The 24119-nt window shown below is 60.5% G+C and carries 21 protein-coding genes and 1 tRNA gene; 9 read left to right on the top strand and 13 right to left on the bottom strand.

Annotation, left to right across the window (positions count from 1 at the left end):
* Positions 1 to 9 precede the first annotated feature (9 nt).
* From JQ641_RS28635 to JQ641_RS28645, 3 genes are all read right to left on the bottom strand, one after another.
* Positions 10 to 1635: an alkaline phosphatase family protein gene (locus JQ641_RS28635; RefSeq protein WP_211999218.1), complete on the bottom strand. Its 1626-nt coding sequence runs from the start codon at positions 1633 to 1635 to the stop codon at positions 10 to 12.
* 80 nt (positions 1636 to 1715) lie between these two features.
* Positions 1716 to 2774: a GTPase ObgE gene (gene obgE / locus JQ641_RS28640; RefSeq protein ID WP_192739051.1), complete on the bottom strand. Its 1059-nt coding sequence runs from the start codon at positions 2772 to 2774 to the stop codon at positions 1716 to 1718.
* Between the two features lie 314 nt (positions 2775 to 3088).
* Positions 3089 to 3568 (bottom strand): MaoC family dehydratase, encoded by a 480-nt coding sequence (locus JQ641_RS28645; RefSeq protein ID WP_192739052.1) that lies wholly within the window; start codon positions 3566 to 3568, stop codon positions 3089 to 3091.
* Positions 3569 to 3835: 267 nt separating this feature from the next.
* Here JQ641_RS28645 and JQ641_RS28650 point away from each other — a divergent pair, with 267 nt between their 5' ends.
* A complete protein-coding gene (locus JQ641_RS28650; RefSeq protein ID WP_211999219.1) occupies positions 3836 to 4750 on the top strand; it encodes a DMT family transporter in 915 nt (304 codons plus the stop codon).
* A 142-nt stretch (positions 4751 to 4892) separates the two neighbouring features.
* Here JQ641_RS28650 and JQ641_RS28655 read toward each other — a convergent pair whose 3' ends face one another.
* The 3 genes from JQ641_RS28655 to rplU form a co-directional block, all read right to left on the bottom strand.
* Positions 4893 to 5486, bottom strand: a complete 594-nt coding sequence (locus JQ641_RS28655) for a GNAT family N-acetyltransferase (RefSeq protein ID WP_211999220.1) — start codon at positions 5484 to 5486, stop codon at positions 4893 to 4895.
* A 124-nt stretch (positions 5487 to 5610) separates the two neighbouring features.
* Complete coding sequence (gene rpmA, locus JQ641_RS28660; RefSeq protein ID WP_192739055.1) at positions 5611 to 5880, bottom strand: 50S ribosomal protein L27; 270 nt, start codon at positions 5878 to 5880, stop codon at positions 5611 to 5613.
* A gap of 90 nt (positions 5881 to 5970) precedes the next feature.
* Positions 5971 to 6417 carry a 50S ribosomal protein L21 gene (gene rplU, locus JQ641_RS28665; RefSeq protein ID WP_211999221.1) on the bottom strand — a complete coding sequence of 149 codons (447 nt, stop codon included), beginning with the start codon at positions 6415 to 6417 and terminating at the stop codon, positions 5971 to 5973.
* Between the two features lie 364 nt (positions 6418 to 6781).
* Between rplU and JQ641_RS28670 the strand changes: the two genes are divergently transcribed.
* Complete coding sequence (locus JQ641_RS28670; RefSeq protein ID WP_211999222.1) at positions 6782 to 7918, top strand: ROK family protein; 1137 nt, start codon at positions 6782 to 6784, stop codon at positions 7916 to 7918.
* 368 nt (positions 7919 to 8286) lie between these two features.
* Here JQ641_RS28670 and JQ641_RS28675 read toward each other — a convergent pair whose 3' ends face one another.
* Positions 8287 to 9147 (bottom strand): alpha/beta fold hydrolase, encoded by an 861-nt coding sequence (locus tag JQ641_RS28675; protein ID WP_211999223.1) that lies wholly within the window; start codon positions 9145 to 9147, stop codon positions 8287 to 8289.
* A gap of 141 nt (positions 9148 to 9288) precedes the next feature.
* On the opposite strand from JQ641_RS28675, the gene JQ641_RS28680 reads away from it, so the two are divergent.
* The 5 genes from JQ641_RS28680 (at position 9289) to JQ641_RS28700 (ending at position 13427) form a co-directional block, all read left to right on the top strand.
* Positions 9289 to 9378: transfer RNA gene (locus JQ641_RS28680), tRNA-Ser, on the top strand.
* Positions 9379 to 9652: 274 nt separating this feature from the next.
* Complete coding sequence (locus tag JQ641_RS28685; RefSeq protein ID WP_211999224.1) at positions 9653 to 11266, top strand: site-specific integrase; 1614 nt, start codon at positions 9653 to 9655, stop codon at positions 11264 to 11266.
* 1 nt (position 11267) lies between these two features.
* Positions 11268 to 11987 (top strand): nucleotide-binding protein, encoded by a 720-nt coding sequence (locus tag JQ641_RS28690; protein ID WP_211999225.1) that lies wholly within the window; start codon positions 11268 to 11270, stop codon positions 11985 to 11987.
* Entirely contained in the window at positions 11974 to 12228 is a 255-nt protein-coding gene (locus JQ641_RS28695; protein WP_211999226.1) for a ribbon-helix-helix domain-containing protein, read from the top strand. The genes JQ641_RS28690 and JQ641_RS28695 overlap by 14 nt, the downstream gene beginning before the upstream one ends.
* Positions 12229 to 12233: 5 nt before the next feature.
* The gene (locus JQ641_RS28700; protein ID WP_211999227.1) at positions 12234 to 13427 is read left to right on the top strand and encodes a hypothetical protein; all 1194 of its coding nucleotides are present in this window, start codon (positions 12234 to 12236) and stop codon (positions 13425 to 13427) included.
* A 160-nt stretch (positions 13428 to 13587) separates the two neighbouring features.
* Here JQ641_RS28700 and JQ641_RS28705 read toward each other — a convergent pair whose 3' ends face one another.
* From JQ641_RS28705 to JQ641_RS28715, 3 genes are all read right to left on the bottom strand, one after another.
* Positions 13588 to 14133 carry a hypothetical protein gene (locus tag JQ641_RS28705; protein WP_211999228.1) on the bottom strand — a complete coding sequence of 182 codons (546 nt, stop codon included), beginning with the start codon at positions 14131 to 14133 and terminating at the stop codon, positions 13588 to 13590.
* A gap of 80 nt (positions 14134 to 14213) precedes the next feature.
* Positions 14214 to 15041: a hypothetical protein gene (locus JQ641_RS28710; RefSeq protein ID WP_211999229.1), complete on the bottom strand. Its 828-nt coding sequence runs from the start codon at positions 15039 to 15041 to the stop codon at positions 14214 to 14216.
* Positions 15042 to 15146: 105 nt separating this feature from the next.
* On the bottom strand, positions 15147 to 15470 hold the full coding sequence (locus JQ641_RS28715; RefSeq protein ID WP_211999230.1) for a hypothetical protein: 324 nt from the start codon (positions 15468 to 15470) through the stop codon (positions 15147 to 15149).
* Between the two features lie 135 nt (positions 15471 to 15605).
* Here JQ641_RS28715 and JQ641_RS28720 point away from each other — a divergent pair, with 135 nt between their 5' ends.
* Both JQ641_RS28720 and JQ641_RS28725 read left to right on the top strand, forming a co-directional pair.
* The gene (locus JQ641_RS28720; RefSeq protein ID WP_211999231.1) at positions 15606 to 16901 is read left to right on the top strand and encodes a transposase; all 1296 of its coding nucleotides are present in this window, start codon (positions 15606 to 15608) and stop codon (positions 16899 to 16901) included.
* 58 nt (positions 16902 to 16959) lie between these two features.
* Positions 16960 to 17778, top strand: a complete 819-nt coding sequence (locus JQ641_RS28725) for a DUF429 domain-containing protein (protein WP_249150785.1) — start codon at positions 16960 to 16962, stop codon at positions 17776 to 17778.
* A 149-nt stretch (positions 17779 to 17927) separates the two neighbouring features.
* Here JQ641_RS28725 and drmC read toward each other — a convergent pair whose 3' ends face one another.
* From drmC to drmA, 3 genes are read right to left on the bottom strand one after another with little or no spacing between them, the layout of a single operon-like run.
* Positions 17928 to 18734, bottom strand: a complete 807-nt coding sequence (gene drmC, locus JQ641_RS28730; RefSeq protein ID WP_211999233.1) for a DISARM system phospholipase D-like protein DrmC — start codon at positions 18732 to 18734, stop codon at positions 17928 to 17930.
* Positions 18735 to 18739: 5 nt separating this feature from the next.
* On the bottom strand, positions 18740 to 20581 hold the full coding sequence (gene drmB, locus JQ641_RS28735; protein ID WP_211999234.1) for an MrfA Zn-binding domain-containing protein: 1842 nt from the start codon (positions 20579 to 20581) through the stop codon (positions 18740 to 18742).
* A gap of 10 nt (positions 20582 to 20591) precedes the next feature.
* Complete coding sequence (gene drmA / locus JQ641_RS28740; protein ID WP_211999235.1) at positions 20592 to 24119, bottom strand: DISARM system helicase DrmA; 3528 nt, start codon at positions 24117 to 24119, stop codon at positions 20592 to 20594.

The raw sequence follows: 24119 nt of genomic DNA on the forward strand, positions 1-24119 counted from the left end.
CTCCCGGCGCTACTGCGTTGCAATCCGCTTGCGGATCGCGGCCAATTCCGCTTCATCCCAGATGCCGATCAGGACGCCGTTCTTGACCTGAAGCTGGTTCTCCGCGTAGGCGGCGATCTTCGCGTTGGGCGTGGTGATGTGCATTTTGGGATGCAGCGCCCAGTCGAACAGCGCCGCTTGCAGCCGCGCGATCACGGCAGCGCATGCGGGGTCCTCGCCGCGATCGGCGAATTCCTGTGGGTCGCTTTCGAGGTCGTACAGCATCGGGCGGAAGCCTGAGGCCTGGACGTATTTCCAGCGGCCGTCGAACGCCATGAACAGGCGGCATTGCTCGATCGGCTGGTTCAGCTTCAGCCGAACGTCCTGCATGCAGTAGTCATATTCTGAAAATACCACCTTGCGCCAATCGGCGGGCGCTGCGCCGTGCAGCAGCGGCATCAGGGAGCGGCCTTCGAGAATATGATCCGGCGCCTTGCCGCCGAAATACTCGATGAAGGTCGGCGCCAGATCGATCGCTTCGACCAACGCGTCGCACACGGTGCCGCGCGTCGCGTCGGCCTCGCGCGACGGATCGATCACGATCAGCGGAATTTTGGCGGATTGATCGTGGAACAGATCCTTCTCGCCCATCCAGTGGTCGCCGAGATAGTCGCCATGGTCCGAGGTGAACACGATCATCGTGGTGTCGAGCAGGCCGCGGCTCTCCAGGAACTGCATCAAGACGCCCATCTGGTCGTCGATCTGTTTGATCAGGCCCATATAGGTCGGGATGACTTTTTCCCGGGCCTCGTCGCGCGCCATGTTGCGGGAGTAGCGCATGTCCATGTAGGCGGCGAACACCGGATGGGCTTCCTGGCGCTCCTTCTCCGAGCGCACCGCGGGCAGTATGTCAGCGGCGCTGTACATGCTGGCGTAGGGTTCGGGCGCGATATAGGGCCAATGCGGCTTGATGTACGATAGATGCAGGCACCAGGGACGTCCGTCCGCTTCGGCTTCTGTGATAAAATCCATCGCGCGGCGCGTCATGTAAGGCGTTTCGGAATGCTCTTCCGGGACGCGCGCCGCCTTGTCGGCGTGCACCAAAAGCCAGCCGTTCTGCAGCGCGCCGTCGTCATCAGCACCTGAATTGGCCCAATGCTCCCAGGGGTTGGCGGCCTCGTATCCCTGTTCGCGCAGATAATTGTCGTAACGCGGGCGGGGCCGGTTATCGGGATGCAGGCCGTCGTCGCGCTCGTAGGGCTCGAAGCCGCATTCCGACACATGCACGCCGATGATGGAATCCGGCGCGATCCCGAGCGCCTTCAGGCCTTCGATGTCAGGCGCCATGTGGGTCTTGCCGACCAGCACGTTGCGGACGCCGATCTTGTTCAGGTGATCGCCGAGCGTGGGCTCGCCCACCCGCAGCGGCCAGCCGTTCCAGTGCGAGCCGTGCGAGCGCATGTAGCGGCCGGTGTAGAACGACATCCGCGAGGGGCCGCAGATCGGTGACTGCACATAGGCTTTTGAAAAGCGCACGCCGCGTTTCGCCATCGCATCGATGTTCGGCGTCGTCAGCGTCGGATGGCCGGTACAGCCCAGATAATCATAGCGAAGCTGATCGCACATGATCCAGAGGACGTTTTTCGGCTGCGGCATGCTTCACACAGGGTACGATTTCAATCGTCCGATGCTGCAATATCGAACGGCCGATTGCAAACCGCCTTGTGCCGGAAACTTCAGCTCTGCGGCGTCGCCGGGGTCCAGGGCTCGGCCTGTGCCGCGCCGCCCTTGGCCTTCAGCGAAACCGGGGCTTCGCCGATCACCTCGACCAGCGCCTTCAGCGCTTCCGGCATGCCTTCGCCGGTCACCGCCGAGATCAGCAGCGGCGTCTTCTTCGCCGCGCGCTTCAACCGGTCCTTTTGCTTCTTCAGTTCGTCCGGCGTCACGGCATCGATCTTGTTGAGCGCGACGATTTCGATCTTCTCGGCGAGATGTCCCTCATAGGCATCGAGCTCGGTGCGGACCGTCTTGTAGGCCTTGCCGGCATGTTCGCAGGTCGCATCGATCAGATGCAGCAGCACGCGGCAGCGCTCGACATGGCCCAGAAACCGGTCGCCGAGGCCGGCGCCTTCATGCGCGCCCTCGATCAGGCCCGGAATATCCGCCAGCACGAATTCACGGCCCTGCGCATTCACGACGCCGAGCTGCGGATGCAATGTGGTGAAGGGATAGTCCGCGATCTTCGGCTTTGCCGCGCTGACGACGGAGAGGAAGGTCGACTTGCCGGCGTTGGGCAGGCCGACGAGGCCGGCGTCCGCGATCAGTTTCAGCCGCAGCCAGATCCAGCGTTCCTCGCCTTCCTGGCCGGGATTGGCGTTGCGCGGCGCGCGGTTGGTGGAGGATTTGAAATGCGCGTTGCCGAAGCCGCCATTGCCGCCTTCGGCCAGCACGAACTTTTCGCCGAGCGTGGTGAAGTCGTGGATCAGCGTTTCGCGATCCTCATCGAAGATCTGCGTGCCGACCGGCACCTTGAGCACGATCGACTTGCCGTTGGCGCCATGGCGGTCCTTGCCCATGCCGTTGGTGCCCTTCTGCGCCTTGAAGTGCTGCTGATAGCGATAGTCGATCAGCGTGTTCAGACCATCGACCACTTCGATGACGACGTCGCCGCCACGGCCGCCATTGCCGCCGGAGGGGCCACCAAACTCGATGAACTTCTCGCGGCGGAACGCCACGCAGCCGTTGCCGCCGTCGCCGGAGCGGATATAGACCTTTGCTTCGTCAAGAAATTTCATGATGGCTTCTATGGCGTTTCGAGCGAATTGCGCAGCGGATCGCGATGCAATCAAGTTTACGCAGATTGCGTAGACTTATCTGCGGCAAACGCGTCAAAACGAGCGCTGGAGCCTCGTTCCGATCAATCGGTGCAGAATAGGTTCTAGGTAAGGCAGGGGGGCCGCTGCGGCAACCCTTAAGCCGTCAAACATTGCCGAAAAGCCTTAATTTTCGGGACTTTTTGCCGCCTTGGGCGATATTTCGGCCTCCCAAACGGCTTATCGCTCCAACCAGCGCATATCGGGGCCCGCGGCGATCGAATGAGACGGTGCGATCAGGTTGGTCGCTTGCGGATCAGAAATTTCTGCATTCCCTCCAGCACCAGTTCCTTGCGCTGGTTGAACACGGTCGAGCGCAGCGTCACCACGCCGGTGCTGCGGCCGGGGACCAATTCGGTCACTTCAAGCGCGGGATAGATGGTATCGCCGGCATAGACCGGCTTGAGGAAGCGGCTCGACTGCTCGAGAAATCCGATCAGCGATTCCTCGACAATGTAAGGAAACAGCCCGGCGCCCGGCGCGGTGTGGACCAGGGTCTGGAAACCATGCGCCAGCAGGTCCGGCATGCCGCGGGCGCGGCAATATTCGACATCGTAGTGGATCGGGTGGGTATCGCCGCTCGCGGTCTGGAACGCGGCGAACACGGCCGAGGTCTGGGTCCGGCTCGGGATCACGAAACGCTCGCCGAGTTTGAAATCCTCGAACCAGCGCTGTTCAGGCACCATACGATGCTGTGCGGGGTCGAAGTCGGTCATGGCGGGTTCCTGCGGAATGGGATGATTGCAGGAATACCGGTAGCGCAGAGGTCGGGCTGCGACAATTGGTTCGGTTCGACAGTCCCGAACCGGGCTCCATTCTATCTTTGCATGGGGTTGTTTTCGCGATTTTGTATCCGGGCACCCGAGGTGTACCGCCGATGCTCTGGACATCACCGGCGTCTACGTCTTTAAAACATCGCAGCAACAAAAAGACGTCGGTGGCCGGAGCAAGTCCGGCCATGTCGGGAAACGCCGAATTCATCGATGAGCCTCTTCGCAAAACCATCCACCTATGACGAGCGTTCGGCGCGGTTGGCCGGCATCGGACTGATGCTGCTGTCGATCTTCATGTTTTCGTTCGGCGACGCGCTCGGCAAGTTCATGGTCGCGACCTATTCGGTCGGGCAATTGCTGTGGCTGCGGGCCTGCGCGGCGCTGCTGGTGCTGCTGCCGATCATCTGGAGGCAGCGCGCCGAATTCACGCGCCTGGAACGGCCCTGGCTGCAATTGCTCCGGGTGACGCTCTCCACGCTGGAAGTTGCCGCCTTCTTTATCGCGACCGTCTATCTGCCGCTCGCCGACGTCATCACCTATTATCTGGCGGCGCCGATTTTCGTCACGGCGCTGTCGGGGCTGGTACTGGGCGAGCGCGTCGGCTGGCGGCGCTGGAGTGCGATTCTGATCGGCTTCGTCGGCGTATTGATCGCGCTGCGGCCGTCGGCGCAGACCGTGAGCTGGCCCGCGATGATCGCGCTCGGCGGCAGCTTTTCATTCGCGTTGCTGATGCTGATCACGCGCTCGCTGCGGGCGACGCCGGACATCGTACTGACCACGACGCAGTTTGGCGGCACGTTCCTGCTCGGCGCGGTGATGTCGCCGGTTGGTTGGGTAACGCCGACGCTCGGCAGCCTCGGCATGTTTGCCGCCGCGGGGGTGATTTCGGTGTGCGCGCTGCTGTGCATCAACCGTTCGCTGAAGCTGGCGCCGGCCAGCGTCGTGGTGCCCTATCAATATTCGATGATCGTGTGGGCGGTGATTTTCGGCTTCGTGGTGTGGGGAGACGTGCCGTCACCGGCGACCATCGTGGGTGCCGCGATCATCATCGGCGCCGGACTTTACATCTTCCTGCGCGAGCAGAAGCTGGGGCGCGAGGAGACGGTGGTTAATCCGCCGGCGTAGCCTCGTTGTCGTCCCGGCCTTGAGCCGGGACCCATAACCACAGGCGCCTGTGGTCGACACCAAAGTCGTTGAACAGCTTTCGCAGATCGAGAGGCCGCGGCGTATGGGTCCCGGCTCAAGGCCGGGACGACAAAGAAACGAGCTACCGCTCCCGCCGCGTCGAAGTGCCCCAGTTCTTCAGCGACGACCACACACTGCGCGACAGCCGAAAACAATCGACCGGGGTCGACGATCCCAGCGCCTCGAAGCGGTGCAGTTCGACGCCGCTCCACTGGAAGCCGCATTTCTCCAGGATGTTGCGCGAGGAGGGGTTGGCGACGCGGGCGCCTGATATCAGGTGCTCGGCATCGAACTCCTCGAAGTGGAAATCGATCACCGCGCGCGCAGCTTCGGTACCAAAGCCCTGGCCCCAATGCTCGACGCCAAGCCAATAGCCGAGTTCCGGCGCATCCTGCTCGCGCCAATCGATGCCGACCATGCCGAGCGGCGAGTGGTTGTTCTCGATCAGGAACACGGTCGCGCGGCCGCCGCCCAACGCGCGCACGAATTCGACGGCGTGATCCCTTGAGTACGGATGCGGCAGGCGGCGGGTGTTCTCCGCAATGCGGCGATCGTTGGCGAGGTAGGCAATTGCTTTTACGTCCGCGAGCGTCGGCCGGCGCAAGGTCAGCCGCTCGGTCTCGAGGACGCATGGACTCGCTTCACGCAATGTCGGGGTCGGAATATCCTGCAACATGTCGGGCTCCTGAAATGCGAAAACTTACGCAAACAAAAAGGGAGGCCGGTTTCCCGCCTCCCCTTGGAGCCCTTTTTGACTCCGCCGGTTCAACAGGACCCGGCGGACTCATGTTGTCCACCGTCTATTCGGCCGCCTCCGCCATCGGAACAACCGATACGAAAGTGCGGCCATTGCCTTTTGCACGGAACTCGACGTGACCTTCGATCTTGGCGAACAGAGTATGGTCGGTGCCCATGCCCACATTAAGGCCGGGATGCCAGGTGGTGCCGCGCTGACGCGCGATAATGTTGCCGGGGATCACGTGCTCGCCGCCATACGCCTTGATGCCAAGGCGCTTGCCCGCTGAATCACGTCCGTTCCGCGATGAACCGCCTGCTTTTTTGTGAGCCATGGCCCGTCTCCAACTTCGCCGTAATCTGGATCAATTCCTTGACGGAATCATTTCACGCTTTGTCACGCATCAAATCTGGATGCGCTGATATCACTTCTTGGCTGCGGCCTTCTTGGCCGGAGCCTTTTTCGCGGGCGCCTTCTTGGCCGCCGGTGCCTCGTCGCCCTCGGCGGGCGCCGCGACAACCTTTTCCTTCTTCGGCCGCGGGCCGATCGAAGGCTTGGCGTTATCGGCCAGGATCTCGGTGATGCGAAGCACCGTGAGCTCGTCGCGATAACCGCGCTTGCGGCGCGAATTCTTGCGGCGGCGCTTCTTGAACGCGATCACCTTGGCGCCGCGCTTGTGGTCCAGCACTTCTGCCGCGACCGAGGCGCCGGCAACCGTGGGCATGCCCAGCACCGGCGTGTCACCGCCGAGCACCAGAACTTCGCCAAGTTGCACGATCGTGCCGACTTCGCCGGCGATCTTGCCTATCTCGAGTACATCATTCGGAACGACCCGGTATTGCCGGCCGCCGGTTTTGATGACTGCGAACATCGTTTTATTCCTTCGTGTTCGATCCCGGCCTCGGACGTCGTCCCCACAGGGTCATGTCCGGGTCGGCTTTTTGGTCAGTCGTTATGGGTACGATTTTCGCACGGTCGGGGCGTAAACCCTCAAATTCGCGCAAAAACAAGCGGCGCGAGAAATCCCGCGCCGGATGCCGGGACTTATAGCCGCTGGCAGCCCCGAGTCAAGGCAAAGGAGCCGAAAAACCGGGCCAAATGAAGGATTTGGGTCAGGAAACGGCGAACAGGGCAGCCTGTTCGCTGCTCGCCATCAGCCATTGGCCACCCGCCCAGTGAAACCAATGGGTTCCCCGCCCGTTGTGTAACCGAAATCCGGTTGGGCAAGGGCAAAAATGGCAGAAGACACAGTCACGACAACGGGCATCGCCCGCCACGGCGCAGGCCGTCTACCGTCCGTCGAGGTCGACAGTTTTAATATCGAGCTGAAGGACGATGACGGGTTCCTCGGCGACCGCGCCAGCAAGGGCGCGTTTCGCAAGATACTGGATACGCTGCGCAAGCCGCTGCAGAAAAACGGCGACGATCCGCTCGGGAAAAAATCCACCGACGAGATCGCCAAGGGTGACCTCGACGAGGCGCTGGTGGGCGACGATGTCGCTGCCGCCGCGCTGGTGCATGGCGCGATCGAGGAATTCGCGCAGGAGCTGGCCTATGTGACCGGGCGCTTCCTCAAGACCAAGGCCTGGGCCGATACCGAGCGCATCGTGGTCGGCGGCGGATTCCGGCAAAGTCGGGTCGGCGAACTCGCGATCGCCCGCACCGCGATTCTCCTCAAGGCCGAGGAGCATGACGTCGAACTGGTGCCGATCCGTTTTCATCCGGATGACGCCGGCCTGATCGGCGCGCTGCACCTGGCGCCGTCATGGATTTTCGAGGGCTATGACAGCATCCTGAGCGTGGATATCGGCGGCACCAACATCCGCTGCGGCGTGGTCGAGACGCGCTGGAAGAAGGCGCCCGATCTTTCGAAGGCCGAGGTGTGGAAGTCCGAACTGTGGCGTCATGCCGATGACGAGCCGACGCGCGAGGGCGCCGTGAAACGGCTGGTCAAGATGTTGAAGGATCTGATCACCGAGGCTGAAACAGAGGGCCACAAGCTGGCGCCTTTCATCGGCATCGCCTGTCCCGGCGTGATCAACGGGGATGGCTCGATCGAAAAAGGCGCGCAGAACCTGCCGGGTAATTGGGAGAGCAGCAAATTCAACCTGCCGGCAAGTCTCGTGGAGGCGATACCGATGATCGGCGATCACGACACGGCGGTGTTGATGCATAATGACGGCGTCGTGCAGGGGCTTTCCGAGGTCCCTTACATGCAGGATGTCGAGCGATGGGGCGTGCTGACCATCGGTACCGGTCTCGGCAATGCGCGTTTCACCAATCGCAGGAAAGAAAACGGCAAGGGCGAAAAGGCCAAAGACAAGGGCGACAGCGACAAGGACGACAAGAAAGCAAAGAAGGGTAAAGATTAACGGGCGCGTTCGAGTTCGGTTAATGCCGGCGCACATCGCGCAAAACCCCTGAAAACAAGGGGCCGGAGCGATCTTCGCGTATCCAGTGCTGCGCGCGATGAGAGTTCCGCCGGCGCGCGGTAAGGTTGACTGGTTAGGTTAAAACCGGGATCGCGTTGCCCTTTCCGCGCGCGCCGCTACCGTCAAATCGTCGCTCCAGCTGACCGGCGAAGCCGCACTTCCCGGCCAGAATTTCAAAGTAGCGGCACGGGGCCGTCAGTGTTTTGTCGCGTCTGGCGGCCCCACCTTTATCTCGGTTTCCACTCATAGCGTTTTCGAGCGAAGTGGGTACCGGTTCGCGTGAAGAAAACGCGTCAAAAAAAGAGTCATTACCAGCCGATCCGCTGAAAGAACGCCGCGATCTCGGATGCCGCGCGATCGGGATCCTCGCGATGCGCGAAGTGACCGACGCCTTCAAACATCGCAAGATCGAGATTTGAAAAGGTCTCGCCGAGCCGATCGGTCCAGGCGTAGGGAAACAGCGGGTCGTGTTCGGCCCAGCGAACGCAGGTCGGCAGATCGATCGGCGCCAGCCTGGGCGCCTCGCCCTTCAGCATGCGGATCCGCCCGGCATGCGCGCCGCGGTAGTACGCAAAGCCGCCTGCGAGGTTGCCGTCTTTGAGGAAATTATCGACGAACGCTTCGAGCACGTCGTCGAACGCGCGGGCGCGATGGCTCCAGTGTTTCAGGAAATAGCCGATATAGGCGCGGCAGCTCTCGCGGCTGGCGCCGATCAGTATTGGTGCGATCTCCAGCTGGTTGAGCGACTGGTACCAGATGTGGTTCAGCCGGTCCGGCTCCGCCATCCGCCGCCCGATGCCGGGATAGAGAAAATCGAAGAAGAACAATCCGGCGATGCGTTCCGGCGCGGCGCGCGCCATCGGCTGCATCAGCCCGCCGCCGACATCGTGGCCGACAATGCCGGCCTGATCGAGGCCGAGCGCGTCCATCAGCGCCAGCATATCGGCGGCGTGCTGATCGGGACCGTGCGGCCCGTTGGGCTTGTCGCTGTCGCCGAAACCGCGCAAGTCGGGCGCATAAAGCGTGAAGCGATCGGCGAGCCGCGCCATGACAGGCTCCCAGGTCAGCCAGAATTCGGGCCAGCCATGCAGCAATAACAGCGGCTGTCCTTTCCCGGCGCGGGCGACATGGAACGCCGCACCATTGGCACGAATCGTCAAATGCTCCATTTTTCAGCTCCTTTTTTCAGGTCCTGGGTGCGCCTGGGTGTCAGCGAAAATCTTGCCCCCGCGCCTTGTCTGGCCCGCCGTCCTCGCCTAGAACTCGCCCCGACCGCGGGGCCTCGAGGAATCACCCCCAAATTGGCGCCTGGAGAGGTGGCAGAGTGGTCGAATGCACCGCACTCGAAATGCGGCATAGGTGCAAGCCTATCGGGGGTTCGAATCCCTCCCTCTCCGCCAATTAGCCCGCACCCCAATTAGCAGTCCAAGGGCCCCCTAGGCCCGTGTTTCGCGCAGTTCGACGCCCCAAGCAGAGGCGAGGCGCGTGACTGTACCAAGGTCTGTACCAGCAAAAGTACCAGCGAAAAGACGCCGCGACCGGCAACCCGCGGGGCCGCGGCCGCCGCGTTATCTGACCGGCGACCCCTCCGGCTGGCGCTTTCAGTTGCGGCTTTCCCCGCAATTCTTCGGAAACGGTACTTCGGCCGGATCCCGTCTTGCAGGGTCCGCCCCTATGGTCCGGGCCACGTTGGGTCCGCGCCGCCGCGGCGAGGCCAAACGCCTGGCGGTACAGCTTGCGAGCCTCTGCCAGACCATCTGCAGCTTCGCGGCCGATATCTGGAAGGGGACATCGATGAACACGTTGAACTTCGGCGACAGAGAGAACGACCTGGTCAGGCACACGATTGCTGCGTGCCAGAATGCCATCACGCGTGCGCTCGAAAATCCGTCGCAGGCGATCGGCCTGGCGCGGGGCATCGAATCGGCACTGACCTCGCTGCAGCTCGTCGAACGGGAGGTTGCCAAGGGTGAGGCGGGGGCGGCCGCCGTGACCGAAAACGCGGAATGCTTGACGCGCGCCGCGCTGAACGACGTCCTGAAGCTCGCCTCCGCGCCGGAAAAGGCGCGCGCGGCGCTCGCCGCAGTCGAGCAGGTCGGGCCCACCGTCCAGGCGGCATGCGGCCCCGCCTCGCCGGCGGTGCGGCAGAAGACGGAGCCCGATCGCGTGCTGCCGCTCTTCGGCGAGATATCGCAAAGCTACATCGATATGCGCGTTGCGCGAGACGGCGAGGATCACGACGAGATCCCGAGACTGATCCTGCGCCGCCAGGTATTCCTCGACCTGATCGGTGACCGCGCGCCGGACAAATACTTTCCGCGCGACCTGCAGGCCTTCGTCAACAAGATGCAGCACTTCCCCTCGAACGTGAGCAAGCGCTCGGACGTCGCCGGAATGTCGACGCATCAGATTCTCGAGGCCAACAAGGACTTTACGATCGCCCCGGCGATGGCGAAGAAGACCATGACCGACGGCTACGTCGCCAACGTCAAGACGATGATGCGCCATGCCATGCTGGATTACAATTATCACGATCCATTCGCCGGCGCGAAGCTCTCCTATCCCAAGGCCTATCTGCCGTCGAAGCCGCGCGAGGGCGTCTCGGTTGCGGTCGTCAACCGTCTCTTCCACGATGGCGTCAGGTCCGGCATTCTGGACGAGGCGATGTTCCCGCTGCTGGGCAAGCTCACCTCGCGGCGCCTCGGCCTGCTCGCCTATCTGCAGGGCTCCGACATCCGCGAGAAGCACGGCGTCTGGATCGCGCAGACCGACGGCATCGTCGAGGTCGTGAACGGGACGACGGGAAAGAAGGAATGGCGGCGCGTTCCGATCAAAACGTCCGAGTCGATGACCTTCTACGTGCTGCACAATTACCTGGATGAGATCGGCTTCATCACGTGGATGCGATCGCGCAGCGGTTTCATCTTCGAGGCAGCGCACGAGCATCCCGATCCGTCGAAGTACATGAGCAAGACCATGCAGAACATCCTCAAGCGCTGCGGCGCCAAAGGCGGCGAGGTGTTCCACTCATTGCGCGGTGATGCGATCGACGAGATGCGCGATGCGGACGTTGAGGGTCGTGCCCGGCGGTTGCAGTCCGGACACGAGCTCGGTGACGTGCACGACAAGTACGGTTTCCGCGCGCTCACGGCCAAACAGTGCCAGTACCTTGCCAGCCTGCCGCTGCAGGAGGGAATCGACTGGGACATTTTCCGCGGGCTGGATTTCGACGCAATGGCCAAGCGCCGCCGTACGCGGGGCCGGCGCCCCAAATCGAAGGAGAGCTAGCTTGTCAGCAATTCAACTTCAGTCCGCAGCTGCGCCCGGAGCGATGCCGCTCAGGTCAGGCTCCCAGCTTTCCATCGTCGCCTGCGTCGGCAAGGGCGGCGCCGGAAAATCCACGGTCGCAACCAACCTCGCCGTGATGGCCTGCCTGTCGGGTCGAAGGAGCGCCATCATCGACGCCGATCCGCAAGCATCCAGCTATGCGTGGAAGTGCGTGCGCGCCAACGGCGACGTTCCGGTGGTTCGCTGCGTCGTCGAGGCGCTCGCGGACGCGATCGAGGCTGCGCGGCGCGCCGGCATCGAGATCCTCTTCGTCGACATGCCGCCGGACTGGCGCCACGTGCCCAATGTCGCGCGTCTCGCCGATCTCGTGCTGGTGACGATGAGGCCGACCCTGTTCGATCTCAAGGTCACGCGGATGCTCGTCCCGATCCTCAACTCCGCAAACAGCAGCTTCGCCGTCATCCTAAACGCCGCGCCGCCGCTCCGTGAGCTCGGCGAGCCGCCGATGGTACGGCAGGCGCGCGAGGCCTTGGCCGACATCGGCTCGCGCCTTTGGCGGCGCCAGATCACCCATCGCGTGACCGTGCCCTACGCCACGGTGCGCGGCGCAACCGTTGTCGAGACCGAGCCGGAAGGCCTCGCGGCACAAGAATTCGGCTCGCTCTGGAATGCCGTTCGCAACGACCTGAAACTGGAGGGACCCATCCATGAAGTCGCCTAACGAAACTTTGAGCGCGGCGCTCGCCGCCACCCTCGATCATGCTTCGGACGAAGGCTTCGGGACCGGCGCGGCCGCCAGCGATGCCGAGGCCGAACGTTGCGGGATTCTGGTCCGCGTCACGCCCGAGCTTCGGCGCGAGCTGAAGATCGTAGCGGCCGCGCGCGACACCACAGTGCAGGCGCTGCTCTTGAAGGCGATCGTGGCTGTGCTCGAGGAACCGCCGTCGGCGCCGAAGCCGTGAGCAGATTGCAGGCTGACAAGACGGGCCGACAAGTTGGGCCGACAAGTGCGCAAAAGTGGGCCGACAATAACAAGGTGGCAGTGATGATGGATAGCGAAGACGTGCTGAAACGGGCCGAAGCCCTGTACGAACTCATTCCAGCGCGACACGTCAACGACGAAACGGCGCAAATCCACCGGGACGAGTTTCTGCGGATGTGGAACTCGAACGGCCTCGATCCGCTGCAGGACGACATCGCGCTCGACACCTACTACCACCGCCGCGCGTCATTGTACTTCGGCGCGCGGGAGTTTCTGTTGGGTAGCGCAATCGAATATCTGTCGGCGGTCAGGCGCGGCGACGAGATGGCGGCACGCCGGTGGATTTTGCGGCTGCGGCAGGGGGTCGAACGCCTGGCGCCGATCCTGTTGCTGGAGCCGCCGGCGCCGGAGGGCGTCCTACCCTTCGAACGGCCGCCTTCGCGCTGGCATACCTCGTCCAACGCGACGCGCGAGCGCGGCCAGGACAGCAAGGAAAGCGTGCTCGAACTGCTGAAGGATGATCCGGCCTGGGACATTCGCTTCTGGAACGAAGTCGTCAAAACCAAGGACCTCATCCATCGCGACGTGATCGCAGTACACGTGGTGGCGCCGATGCGTCCCGAAGAGACGGTGCCGGGCGATCGTCCGCATGGCTGGTCCCCCGGAGTGGTTCTCACCCTCCGTACGGAGCGCTGCCTGTCCATCACCTTCGCGCCGGTCAAGTCGCAAGAAGGCTTGTTTGGAACGGGCCTGACGGAGATCCGGGTCGATCCCGTGGCTTACGGAGAGCCGGCCCGCTATCTGGCCGCGCGCTGTAAGGCCGCCGGCGACACCATCGTGATCTGCACCAAGTCCAAGAATGCCGTCCGCAAGGCGATGGCGAAGATCGGGAAGCGGGCCTTGCCGGAACTCGGCAACGTCATGCTGACGCCTTACGTCTTCCGGCATCAGCTCATCGCTGATTTCAAGAAGACGCTGGGCGGCGGTGAAGACGTTGCGGCGGCCGCAGGGCAGGGGACCGATAGCACCCAGTCCCACTACGCCGGCGCCGCCTATGGCCGGAAACGCGAGGGGATCATCAGCATTACGGCATTGCGTCGTCCGCGTTGCGGCAACGTCGAACGTGCTCGCGCCTTGGGGCGTCGTCGGCGCGACAAGCCCGGTCGCGATAACGAGTGAGGTCTGAATCGGGTTGAACCTTGCCGGCGGTGCAAGGCGCCGCGCTAGACATTGTCGCTGACCGGAGGGTTACCAATGGGGTCGGCTGGTCTCGGCGAGGAGAGGCGTCGTAGGCGCGGAGAGCATGACCCGTCCTGATCCAATCAGAACCGGTCATGCTCTACGGTGCCGGCGCTTCGTCGTGACGTCGCCCGGCCACCACCGGCCAGTACCAGCCGTCAGGCCCCATCGCCTTCATGGCGTCCCTGATGGCCTCGATCTCGGAGTTGGAGAAGCGATCAAGCAGCTCAAGCGCCGGCTTGCCGCAGGGCAGGAGGGTGGCAGCCAGATCGACGATGAGCCGCTCCCCGGTCGATTCCGTCCCCACGGCGCCCTTGCCGCTCGCGCCGCGCGCGATGTACCAGGTCCAGCTCTTGGCGGCGTGCATGCGTGCGGCCCGGCGTTCCTCCTGCAGCCGAAGCAGCGTCGCTGGAACACCCGCCGTCGCGAGTGCCTTTGCAGCCGCTTCAAGCATATCCGCGCGGCCGCCCGCAACGATGGCGCCACCGTCGAAGACCTCTTCCCTCGACGAGCAGGCATGCCACCCCTGATGGTCGAGCCGCATCAGCACGGCGACGTCGCCGGTCGACGTCACGTGGAACACATCCGGCCCCATCCAGGACACCGGCATGATGGACTTCACTTCGAGAGCAGTCTTGATGGTCATTGTGACTCCTAGGTTGGCGTCGGCGGTGCTGTCATCCGCAAATCAGGTATTTGCAGCCGAGGATCGGTGACGTCGGATTCCTAGATGAAAACGGCCAGGTCCTCGTCGTCGTCGTCGCTGAGAACGACTTCCTCCCTGGGGCGATTGGCCAGCTTTAGCTCCAAGCGCCAGATGTCCGGGAGGTCGCGGTGCGGAGACAGCGCGGGGTTGCAGTAGCGGCGCCAGAAGTTGGTGAGCGGCATGAACCTCCACTCGCCTTCGAAGAAGATGGCGTTGCCGTCAGGATGCACCGCCTTGCACTGGAGGATGTCCCACTCCGTCACCCGAAGGGACCAGGCCAGTTCGTTGATGTCGGCGACGACCTTGCGCCCGAAGAGCTTGTCGCGTTCGTTGAGGAGCCAGCAGGCGTGACGTGCCGATTTCGGATCCTTGAGGCATTGAACGATCTCGTCATGGCGGTGCCGACGCAGCCATTCTTGAACGAGGCCCAGCCTCAATCCGACCACGAGCAGGACCGGATCTCTGTCTTCCGCCGCGAGAAGAATTTGGTGGAAATCCTCGACCAGAAAGGGAAGATCGCTCTCCGTCACTTCGATGGTGGGCACGCCGAATTCCGCGTACATGGAAATCGCGCTCTCGGCCACGCTGCGGTAGACGAAGGCGATGACCTTGACTGAGTTTGGGTGGGTCGGATCGCAAATCCAGTGGCGTTCCCACGGCATACTGTTGCGCTGATTGTCGAGGTGCAACTCGATCTTCGCCGCCGGCTCCCCCAGCGCCAGGTAGCGGATCTCGCTCACTTCATCAGGTAACGGAGCGTTGCGTCCGCGCATCGGAACCGCGAGGTTCTCGGCCATGAGCGCGGCGTGTGTCGCCTCGCGCAGCAAAGGCATATATTTGCGGGTCATCTCTCGTCTCCGGGAATTCTGGTAGACCGGCGCGCGAGGCGTTCGCGTGGCCTGCGGTCGGATAATCGTTCGGCCAGTGTCGGCTGGAGTGGGTGACGTGATCCCTCAGCCTTCGACCACGTCGAAAAATGTCTCGACCGGGCCGTTCGCCTGCTCAAGAAGCCGGCGAGCTTCGGTGTCGCCGATCACCTCGATGCCGCAACCGGGGCCGTAGCCGCCGTTCCGAAAATGCTTCCAGCGACCGCAAGCGCCGCTCTCCCCGGCGACGAAAAACGCCCCGCGGCGGGTCCGGTACAGCGCCGTGTATTCGGCGTGGAAATCCAGTGCGACGTGGCCGCCGTTGTTGCAGAGGACGTGCACGAATTGCGCGGTCTCCGTGTCGTAGGCCCGCCCTCCGATGATTCTGCGAATCTGGAGATCATTTCGCATCTTCCCGCCTCTCTATCTAATATTTCTAATTGGACCTTGGTGACTGGTATCCTATCGCGGATGGCTCCTGCCCGTCAAGTTAGGGGCTTACTTTAGACCTTGGCGACTGGTAGAAGGCGATTATTGGTTAACGGATTGAACCGCCTGATCGAACTTGGTGATGACCTTCACATGACTTGGCAGTTCAGCGCCCCCGCCGGCACCGAGGTGGTCAGTTTGGATGAAGCTGGCGCGGCCGGACTCATGGTCGTGAAACTGCGATCTACGAGCCCCATCGACCTGGCCTGCCCGCATTGCGGTGGACCGCGCACCAAGAACGGCACCCGCATCGTACGTTTTCGCGACATTCCCACCGCCTGCGGACAAGCGGTCGTCATCGATTGGCTCAGGCAAAAGTTCGTCTGCTCCCTCTGCCATCGATCGTCCCATGACCAGCACGCCGCATTCGATCGACGCCGCGATATGACGGTTCGGTTCGTCGAGTGGGTCGGGAAGGAGGCCGCCGAGCGAGGGTTCACCGCCGTCGCAAAGCAGACGTCGATCAATCCGAAGGTCGCGCGTCGTGCCTTTCGCGAAACAGAAAAAAAGTTGGGCGCGGATGTCGGGCTGCTGTCGGACGCGATCGCGATCGAGCTGATCGATCTTGCGGGATGCAAGCGACCTGCAATCATCGATGCGAGAGGGGAATTTGTGTTTGAGGTCTACGTTTCATCACAGGACATGCAAACGCGGCTGCCAGCATTCGCGAGCGACTACTTGCGTCAGCATGAGCACCCAATGGTGGTCGCCGACTTATCCCTTTTTCCAGGAAACGAGGGGACGCCCCGCCTCCTTGATGAGGCTTTCGGACCTCAGGTCGAACGCCTGATAAGCAGAGCCTCGCTAGAGCGCGAAGTGGTTCATCGAATCTGGGGCTTGTGCGAACCGCTGCTTGACCAGAAATATCCCGATAGACACACGTGGCGATCCGTCCGGGCAGTGTTCTTCAGGAGGCGGAGCTCGATGAAGAAGATCGCGCGACGGCACCTGCAAGTCTGGGAAAAGATGCTGCAGCCTGAGCTCTACGCAGCTTATATGCTCAAGGAAGATTTCTTGGACATATGGCAAGGGCAAGCGAAGTCTTTTTCGGAAGATCGGTTTGATGCTTGGATACAACGAGCTGTGCGCCATTCCAATTTGCGGCTCGACGCTCTTGTCTTCATGATGCTCTCACACCGGCGCCAAATACTCGCCTTTTCAAGATACGACTTTCTTGATGGCTTCTATAAGCGGCTAAGCGCGATTACCTCACTTGACAAGAACAGAAGTGCGAGAAGCTTCTCGGCAGCACGTGCCGCATTGCTTATGCGCGGCCTCTCGAAGGAAAGAGAGAAACTCAACGAGCTTGTCGGTCAGTTCGCCGACGAGCTGATGGCCACGGGCAAAATCTAGCCACGCCACGCGCGACCATTGCCAAAGAGGAAGGAGATTCCGAAGTGAAATGAGGGTCATGGGAATCGATCTCACATCGCGTCCAACACGCAAGAAGCCAATCGTCTGCATGCATTGCATGTTAGAGAAACGGGTGCTTCGCGCGGATCGTCTTGAACAATGGACAGAATTTGATCAATTTGAGCTCGCGCTTCAAAGACCGGGTCCGTGGATTGCAGGCATCGACTTCCCTTTTGGGCAATCGCGCAAATTCATCGAAAATATCGGTTGGCCTAGCACTTGGCCAGAATATGTTGCGCATGCTGGCTCTCTTGGCCGCGAGGGCTTTCGTGACGCGCTAGACAGTTACCGTAGGGAGCGTTCATTTGGTGATAAAGAGCATCGGCGCGCTACAGACATCGCGGCCTCCTCGATTAGTCCCCAGAAGCTTTACGGCGTACCAGTCGGATTAATGTTTCTTGAGGGCGCGCCTCGGCTGCTCCAATCAGGTGTCGCGATCCCCGTGCTTTGCATGGGCGATCCGGCCAGAATAGTGGTCGAAGCCTATCCAGGCATACTGGCAAGGCACATTGTCGGGCGCGACGGATATAAGAATGACAGCGTAAGAAAACAGACTGAAAAGCAGTACCAAGTCCGCGGCTCTTTGCTTGATCGCATTCTGGGTGGTGAGATCGAAGCAAGATACGGTCTGCAGGTTGAGGCACCAAGATCCTTGGCAGAAGATCCCAGTGCCGACCAATTGGATGCTCTCTTATGTGCAGTCCAAGCAGCTTGGGCGTTTACGATGAGGGAGCACGGTTATGGGGCTCCCCGTGATACCGATCCACTGGAGGGTTGGATAGCTGATCCAAACCTTTGTCAAACTACAGGGCGCTGATAGCCATTGTGATCGGCGGCCAATTTGAGAAGGCTCTTCTTCGTGGAAGTGTTGGATTGTTTCGGAGTCATGCTGGAATAAAAGTTTCTCAAAAAAGGGTTGGGGTCGATGTTGATTGTGCTTGAAATCTATTCGGTGGGTCACCTTGCTCAATAATTTAAAGAACTCCCGTGCAGCCGGCCAAGCGTTCCCGCTGCAATCAACGAATCAAAATAGCGATTAACTGTTACTAACAGCTCAGCGTTCTTCACCAGCAGGCCGACCTCCAGGTTACGATTGAATGCGTCGTCCGTGAGATTGGCGCTGGAAACCAGCGCAATATCGTCCACAATGGCCACCTTAGCGTGAAGTTTTCCAGGACGGCCCGCTTGATTTCGTTCACGCTTGTCAACAGGCCAGTGGTAGATCTCCGACACTTGGATAAGAGCGGCAGGAAAGGCTCTCAGCGCGTCGTAACTAAGCTGGCCTTCCGAGGACCCTTCAAATTCGAGAATCAATCGAATTCTTGCCCCGGCCTTTGAAGCTTTCTGGAGTCCACCGGTCAATCGTTCGATCTTCGCCGCAGCGAAGGTAACCAACAGAATGTCACGCTTAGCGTTGGCTATCAGGTCATAGAGCGCCTGATCGATCCGACGGACTGATATCTGATTTGCTGGTGACGGACCCGACCAAAGAAGCTCTATGTGTTGTTCAGCCCGTAAGTGTTGAAAGGTGGTGAAGGAGGTGTTGAGCGCCCAGCTTAAGGCTTCCCAAGACATCGTTCCTACACAAGAACGAACGACCTTGGACATCAAGAATGAAAGATCGGCGTTGTTGGTATTCGGTATGTTTTTGAGGACGAATTCCACGTTGGAAGCGGACGGAACGTTGCGGAGAACTTCACAAGTGGACGCAATCCAATTTGTCGGCGCCCTCCGAATTAGGTTCTCGATGGCAATGAAAAATTCGTCCGCCATGGCATTCAATCAAAGAACGCTGTGCCGCGGGCAGAGAACGTATTCACCAACACAGAGCGATCGAGATACCGATTGCCGCGTTCGCACGATGTTTCCGGCGAGAATTGGCATGCATGGCAGCAGGCTCCTTGGATACCGCGACCGTGGACATCTGGTCGATGTTCGGAACAAAGGGGATCGGACGCGCAGATGCGCATACTCTCGAAAGCTTGTTGGAGATGACGACCAAGTGTTTGGGGTGTACCCAGCTCCACGAGGCCACCTAAGGTGCCTTCGCTGTCGGGCGCTGCGGTGTAGAGCAAGATACCAGCCATAGGACCGCCAACTTCGTTCGCGTTCCGCGAATAAAGTCGCTCACGCACGCTTGCTGCCGTATAACCGCAGTCGAGCACAATTTGACGCATCAGCGCGTGAGACAAGGAGTGCAGCAGCACTAACCGGATCCCAGGGAAACCTTCGTTTGCAGGTTTTAGTTTTCTGAGCGTCCGCCAGGCCTGGTGCGATTTGAGGAATTCCCGCTCAAGCTCCTGTACTTCCGGCTTCACTTGCCAGCTCTGTAATGCCTCCTCGCGAATGCGAAGAAAAATTCCTTCACCTCGGACTTCGGATGCGGGCAGCCATTTGGGGCTTTCGCGCGAAAGCTTAGTCAGACGGCCATCTGCCACAACTGTCGCCTCAGCGAAGTCGGCGTTCGATTCGACCCTGGTGAATCCTAGTAGCGCTCGTACTTCGCGAATTCGCTCTACTAACAGTACGTCCTCAAAGAAAGGTTCAAATCCTTTTGGGGGCGCAACCCGCTTCAGCTTAAAGTCGCGGCTCTCAGCAGCAGAATCCGGTTTGGAGAAAACCTGCCACTCCGGAAGTTTCAGGTCTTCTGGCGGAGTGGTTGCTTGCTGCGTACCCGTGCGCTTAGTTTCAATCGCTACCCAAATAGCTTCATCCGTGTATTCCGAGAACAGCGGAATTAGCGACTGGAACCTCTGGAGCTTCTTGCGGAGCAGACGGACTTCATCGACATCCTCGGTATCCTTCAGTTCCGCCCACTGCTCCTCGATCAATTTTCCAAGTTTGTCTGTAGCTCTTGGAATCGAAAGTGCAGAAAGAGGTATTGGGAACCAGGCATTCGAAGCGCCCAACAGGATCGTCTTTGCGTCCTCTTCGCAGTTCCGTTCTACTAGTCGTAAATGCGGATGATGGCCGGGGCAGTCAAATGGCGCGTCAGGATCGAATGCATCTGCCATCCGGCGCTCAACGTTGCATGTGTGGCATTTGACAATGATATCCGAGGCGTCACCGGACGCTCCGAACTCGCGCATGCTCAACGTCGCGGGCCGGCAAGGAACGTTGCCCTTATGTACGAAATTGAGCCAAGGAAAATCGGTGAGATGGCCCTCCCGACAAGCGAGAAGGAAACGCACTGAATGTGCTGAGGGCGGCGTTCCACCTTGGCTCTTTAGGCAGCCTTGATGGACATAGGCTGTTTTGTCTGGACGCCACGGATCTTGTATCAACTTGAAGACGCCTGATTCCACGGTGGACAGCGTGTCGCACAGTGAGCACCGCATCCAGCGCGGAAACGGCACAACAGGCACGCCAATTGCTGGTGCAGCCGGATCTCGATCCGCGCTGTCCAACTTGATCGGAGGCAAATAGAGCTTGCTCATCTGCGAGCCAAGGCGCTTCTGGACCGCGGCGACAAGGCGGTCCTCCTCCAGCTCCTTGCAGTAGCGGGTATCCCAATCGTCCAGCCCCATCACCATTGCGGACATGTTTGGCAGGTCGACGAGCGAGCCGACACCGAAGGTGAAGATTATTTGACTGGGACGGAGTTCACCGAGTTCGTTCATTGCATGATCCTTAGTCGGCTCGGAGCCCGGTGAAGTGTTGGTCGAGAACCAGGTCGACAGTGCCCTCTACATCGCGCAACGAGTTCAGACAGGTGAACAATTCCCAGTCCCTTTCGCTGGCCTGCTCCAGCAAACCTACTGTGGCGCCTCCTTCCGATCGGTAGCCGAGCTTGTGATCTTTCTGGTTGTGTACGCGACGAAGCCATTCGTCACGACGCCGAGCGAGCATGTCTTTAATGCGCGCTGCGACTGCAGGGTCATGGGTAGCATTGCCACCACGTTTACCCAAAATATCGAACAGCTTTGCCCACACCGGATCGGTGTCCAGCACTTCGCCAGCCCTCATGTTGGCATTCAGATGATCGTCCCATAGGCGCGTCAAAGCCACCATCACACCGGACAATCCGCGATCCAGCGCCCTAGCTGAAAAGGGAGTGACCGAAAGCGCTTCGACATGCTTGTAGAAAGTTTCGTGGTAATGCTCGAAACGTTCGTAGTGCGATAAATCTCGGGGTCTCGCCCAGTTAAAGACCGTAGTAACCAAACCCGGACCATCAGCAGAACGTCCGACACGGCTGGTCGCCTGAATGTATTCGGAGGTATTCTTTGGCTGGCCGGCTACCAGCATCAAACCTAGGCGGTCGATGTCCACGCCGACCGAGATCATATTAGTCGCGAGGACGACATCGTAGGGCACCGCCGAGCTTGTTCTCTGGCCTGCCTTACGTTCGGCGGCCCGCTGAACTTCCAGCGTCTTGTCGAAGGTCGCCTCCAATCGTTCCAAAATTTTTGGAATGTCTGTGCCCGACCTGCGGGACGTCATTTCTTCCAATGCTCGAATGCGGCGCTTGGCCAGTCCGCGTTGATCTGCATCGCGAAGGCGAGCGCGAATGTCGTCATCGACAAGCCGTCTTGTACCAGCCAGCTCGCGGATTGAGTTGAAATAGCCAGTCAGCGTCATCCACGGATCGGCTAGTCGGTCGTACTTGTCATACAGCACCTGGGCCGCGGCCATATGGGCAACGTAGCCGCGGATCATGGCCACGGGATAGCGGCGTCCGAACGGGCTAAAGCCCAGGTAACGACGCCCAGGATAGTCGGCGCCGGTTGGACGCTGGATAGCAAAGAAGCTGTCGCGGATGCTGGTGCCTTGAGGTGGGAACACTTCCAGCCTGCGGACGAACAGCTTCTGAACCTGGTCAGGAGCGCGACGTATGGTAGCGGTAGATGCAACGATCTTGGGACGCACCTTCTTGCTGTCGACCTCCCAGGAACACAGCTCATCCACGGCGGACTCATAAAGTCCAACCATCGAGCCAAGTGGCCCACTGATGAGGTGTAACTCGTCCTGAATGATCAGATCAGGTGGACGAAGGAAGCTATGCGGGCGGTTTTTGACGGAGGGTAGATTATTGCGAGCTGGGTGGTATTTTCCGTCCTCAACTTCGGGTGACAAGAAGCCGTGACGATCGCACACCTCCGTCACCTTGCCGAACAGCATTTGAGTCCGGCCGTTCCAGGGCATCTGGGCGAATTTGTCCACCGTGGCGATCAGCAGGGACGGGGGACGACGGTAGATTTCCTCATCCACCACCATCACCGGGAGCCCTTCCTTGGGCGCGTTCCGCTCCGTGAATTCGCACCGACCCAGATTGTCTCCACAGTAAGTAACGCAACGGCCGATATCGCTGGGCGCCTCATAGACTCGGAGATGCTGTTCTCGGATTTCGCTCCCGCACCACGGGCATGAGGTAATTTGGTGAGGGTTACCGTTGGAGGATGGCCGGCCGCCAACGCTGCGCTGGCGCAAAGCATTCGCTGCCGCGGCCAGCGTATTGGGTGTGGTCTTATTACCTACCCAAAGGCCTAGACGGAACGGCGTCTCGCCCCACTTGGCTATCTCGGCACGACGGATGGTTTCACAAGCACAAATCAGTGCCGTGGCACGCTGGAACTGTTGCAAGGTCAAGAGCCGCAACGTGTAGCGCATCAGCACGGCAACCCCGTGATCGCCTCGAAGACCCTCGATCTCGCCCTGCAGCCGGCGCAGCGCCAACGTATAAGCTGTCAGCCCCAGATAGGCCTCAGTCTTGCCGCCACCCGTGGCAAACCACAGGAGATCAGCCACGGCATCGGTTTCATGGCTTCGGTCCGGGTGATGCAGATCGCTCAGGCTGGGCAGGTTAAGTAGAACGAAGGCCAGCTGAAACAAACGCCAACTTCGGTTCTTTGCCTCGTCCAGGGTTGCTACCCCATCCTCAACCTTCATTTCCTTCTTGCGCACCCTACGCGCAAACGTGGAATGAACGCGCTGCTGCCACATGGCGCGATTGGCAAAGCGAAAAGCTTCTTCGGCCCGTGCGTTCGTCTCGATCAAATCGATGCCGGCCTTGATGCGTTCGAGTGCTCGCGTGCATGAGGCCACCGATCGCTTGGCAGCCTGTTCATGCCCTTGCAGCTTCTCGGAAGGTAGCGTCAACTTGGCGGCCTCGATCTTGATCCAGGCTGTGTAGGCCGTCTCGATATATCGCAGGCTGGTAATCAGTTCGTTCTTTGGCAACTCGGCGAGCGCCTTCATGTCCATCGTTAGGCTTGAGAGATTCGCGTCGTCGGCCGCAGAACGAGGGGTCTGCTGTGGGACTTCGAAGGTAGGCACCCATTCGGTTTCCACTTGTATGGCGCGCTCAGCCAGCGGCTCGGCCAGTGTGGAGTGCACCGAAATGCCGTGCCCCACAGCGAACTCGCGTTGATGCCGGTAAAGCATCTCCAGGGTTTCTGTTTCGTCGCGGGTCAACGGGTCCATCCGCGAAAGGTCAGCCTTGGAGCTTTTGCGTTGAACGAAAATCGGCTCCCCGTGAGATCCATGCACGCGCAGTTTTGGCTGAAACACCCAAACCTCGTCCTTCGGCTCGCCGCGGCGGGTGCGCTCCTCCTGCTGGTTGACCATGAACAACGTCACGACCCAGCCATCGACCGTTAACCGCATCCTCCCTTGCAATTGGACTAGCGGGTGCTCGGAGTGAAATGCGTCAGGTTCAATTGCTTCGTTCTTGAGGGACAAAACTCTCGGAGGTGAAACAACTCGAATCCTCTTCCAGACGTTGGCAGGGTTGCCGTCTTTTTTGCTTTGCGCATCGCTTTTGACGCGAAGATATTGACCCCATTCCGCCTCTACGACGATTTCCTTTGCTTCGTCGGAGACGACGAAACTCAGGCCCATCGATGATGGAAAATAAGTGCCCCCTGCTGGTACTCCTGAATCCGGTGCTCCCTCTTCGCCATCGTCGCCATCGCCGGCGGCGAGCTCATCCAGCGCGCCGGCGTCAACTTCTTCGTCCTTGGGGGCCAGCATGCCGACCAAGTAGCGTTGATAAACGTGGTCCTCGTATTGGTTTAGTTCCTCGTCAGGGCCACCCGCGGGACCAAGAAGATCGCGGATGACCATTTCTGTGAGCTCATCGCGCAAGTCGCTCGGCGTCCGGCGTGCGAGAGCCGTCGTACCCAGACCCTGCGCAGCGGCTGTATTAAATGCGCTCAT

This window comes from Bradyrhizobium sp. JYMT SZCCT0180 (assembly GCF_018130165.1).
GTDB lineage: Bacteria > Pseudomonadota > Alphaproteobacteria > Rhizobiales > Xanthobacteraceae > Bradyrhizobium.

Bases quoted from the DNA above. Each gene is read 5' to 3' on its own strand.
- JQ641_RS28635 (WP_211999218.1), bottom strand. From the start codon at position 1,635: ATGCCGCAGCCGAAAAACGTCCTCTGGATCATGTGCGATCAGCTTCGC.
- obgE (WP_192739051.1), bottom strand. From the start codon at position 2,774: ATGAAATTTCTTGACGAAGCAAAGGTCTATATCCGCTCCGGCGACGGC.
- JQ641_RS28645 (WP_192739052.1), bottom strand. From the start codon at position 3,568: ATGACCGACTTCGACCCCGCACAGCATCGTATGGTGCCTGAACAGCGC.
- JQ641_RS28650 (WP_211999219.1), top strand. From the start codon at position 3,836: ATGAGCCTCTTCGCAAAACCATCCACCTATGACGAGCGTTCGGCGCGG.
- JQ641_RS28655 (WP_211999220.1), bottom strand. From the start codon at position 5,486: ATGTTGCAGGATATTCCGACCCCGACATTGCGTGAAGCGAGTCCATGC.
- rpmA (WP_192739055.1), bottom strand. From the start codon at position 5,880: ATGGCTCACAAAAAAGCAGGCGGTTCATCGCGGAACGGACGTGATTCA.
- rplU (WP_211999221.1), bottom strand. From the start codon at position 6,417: ATGTTCGCAGTCATCAAAACCGGCGGCCGGCAATACCGGGTCGTTCCG.
- JQ641_RS28670 (WP_211999222.1), top strand. From the start codon at position 6,782: ATGGCAGAAGACACAGTCACGACAACGGGCATCGCCCGCCACGGCGCA.
- JQ641_RS28675 (WP_211999223.1), bottom strand. From the start codon at position 9,147: ATGGAGCATTTGACGATTCGTGCCAATGGTGCGGCGTTCCATGTCGCC.
- JQ641_RS28685 (WP_211999224.1), top strand. From the start codon at position 9,653: ATGGTCCGGGCCACGTTGGGTCCGCGCCGCCGCGGCGAGGCCAAACGC.
- JQ641_RS28695 (WP_211999226.1), top strand. From the start codon at position 11,974: ATGAAGTCGCCTAACGAAACTTTGAGCGCGGCGCTCGCCGCCACCCTC.
- JQ641_RS28705 (WP_211999228.1), bottom strand. From the start codon at position 14,133: ATGACCATCAAGACTGCTCTCGAAGTGAAGTCCATCATGCCGGTGTCC.
- JQ641_RS28710 (WP_211999229.1), bottom strand. From the start codon at position 15,041: ATGACCCGCAAATATATGCCTTTGCTGCGCGAGGCGACACACGCCGCG.
- JQ641_RS28715 (WP_211999230.1), bottom strand. From the start codon at position 15,470: ATGCGAAATGATCTCCAGATTCGCAGAATCATCGGAGGGCGGGCCTAC.
- JQ641_RS28725 (WP_249150785.1), top strand. From the start codon at position 16,960: ATGGGAATCGATCTCACATCGCGTCCAACACGCAAGAAGCCAATCGTC.
- drmC (WP_211999233.1), bottom strand. From the start codon at position 18,734: ATGGCGGACGAATTTTTCATTGCCATCGAGAACCTAATTCGGAGGGCG.
- drmB (WP_211999234.1), bottom strand. From the start codon at position 20,581: ATGAACGAACTCGGTGAACTCCGTCCCAGTCAAATAATCTTCACCTTC.
- drmA (WP_211999235.1), bottom strand. From the start codon at position 24,119: ATGAGCGCATTTAATACAGCCGCTGCGCAGGGTCTGGGTACGACGGCT.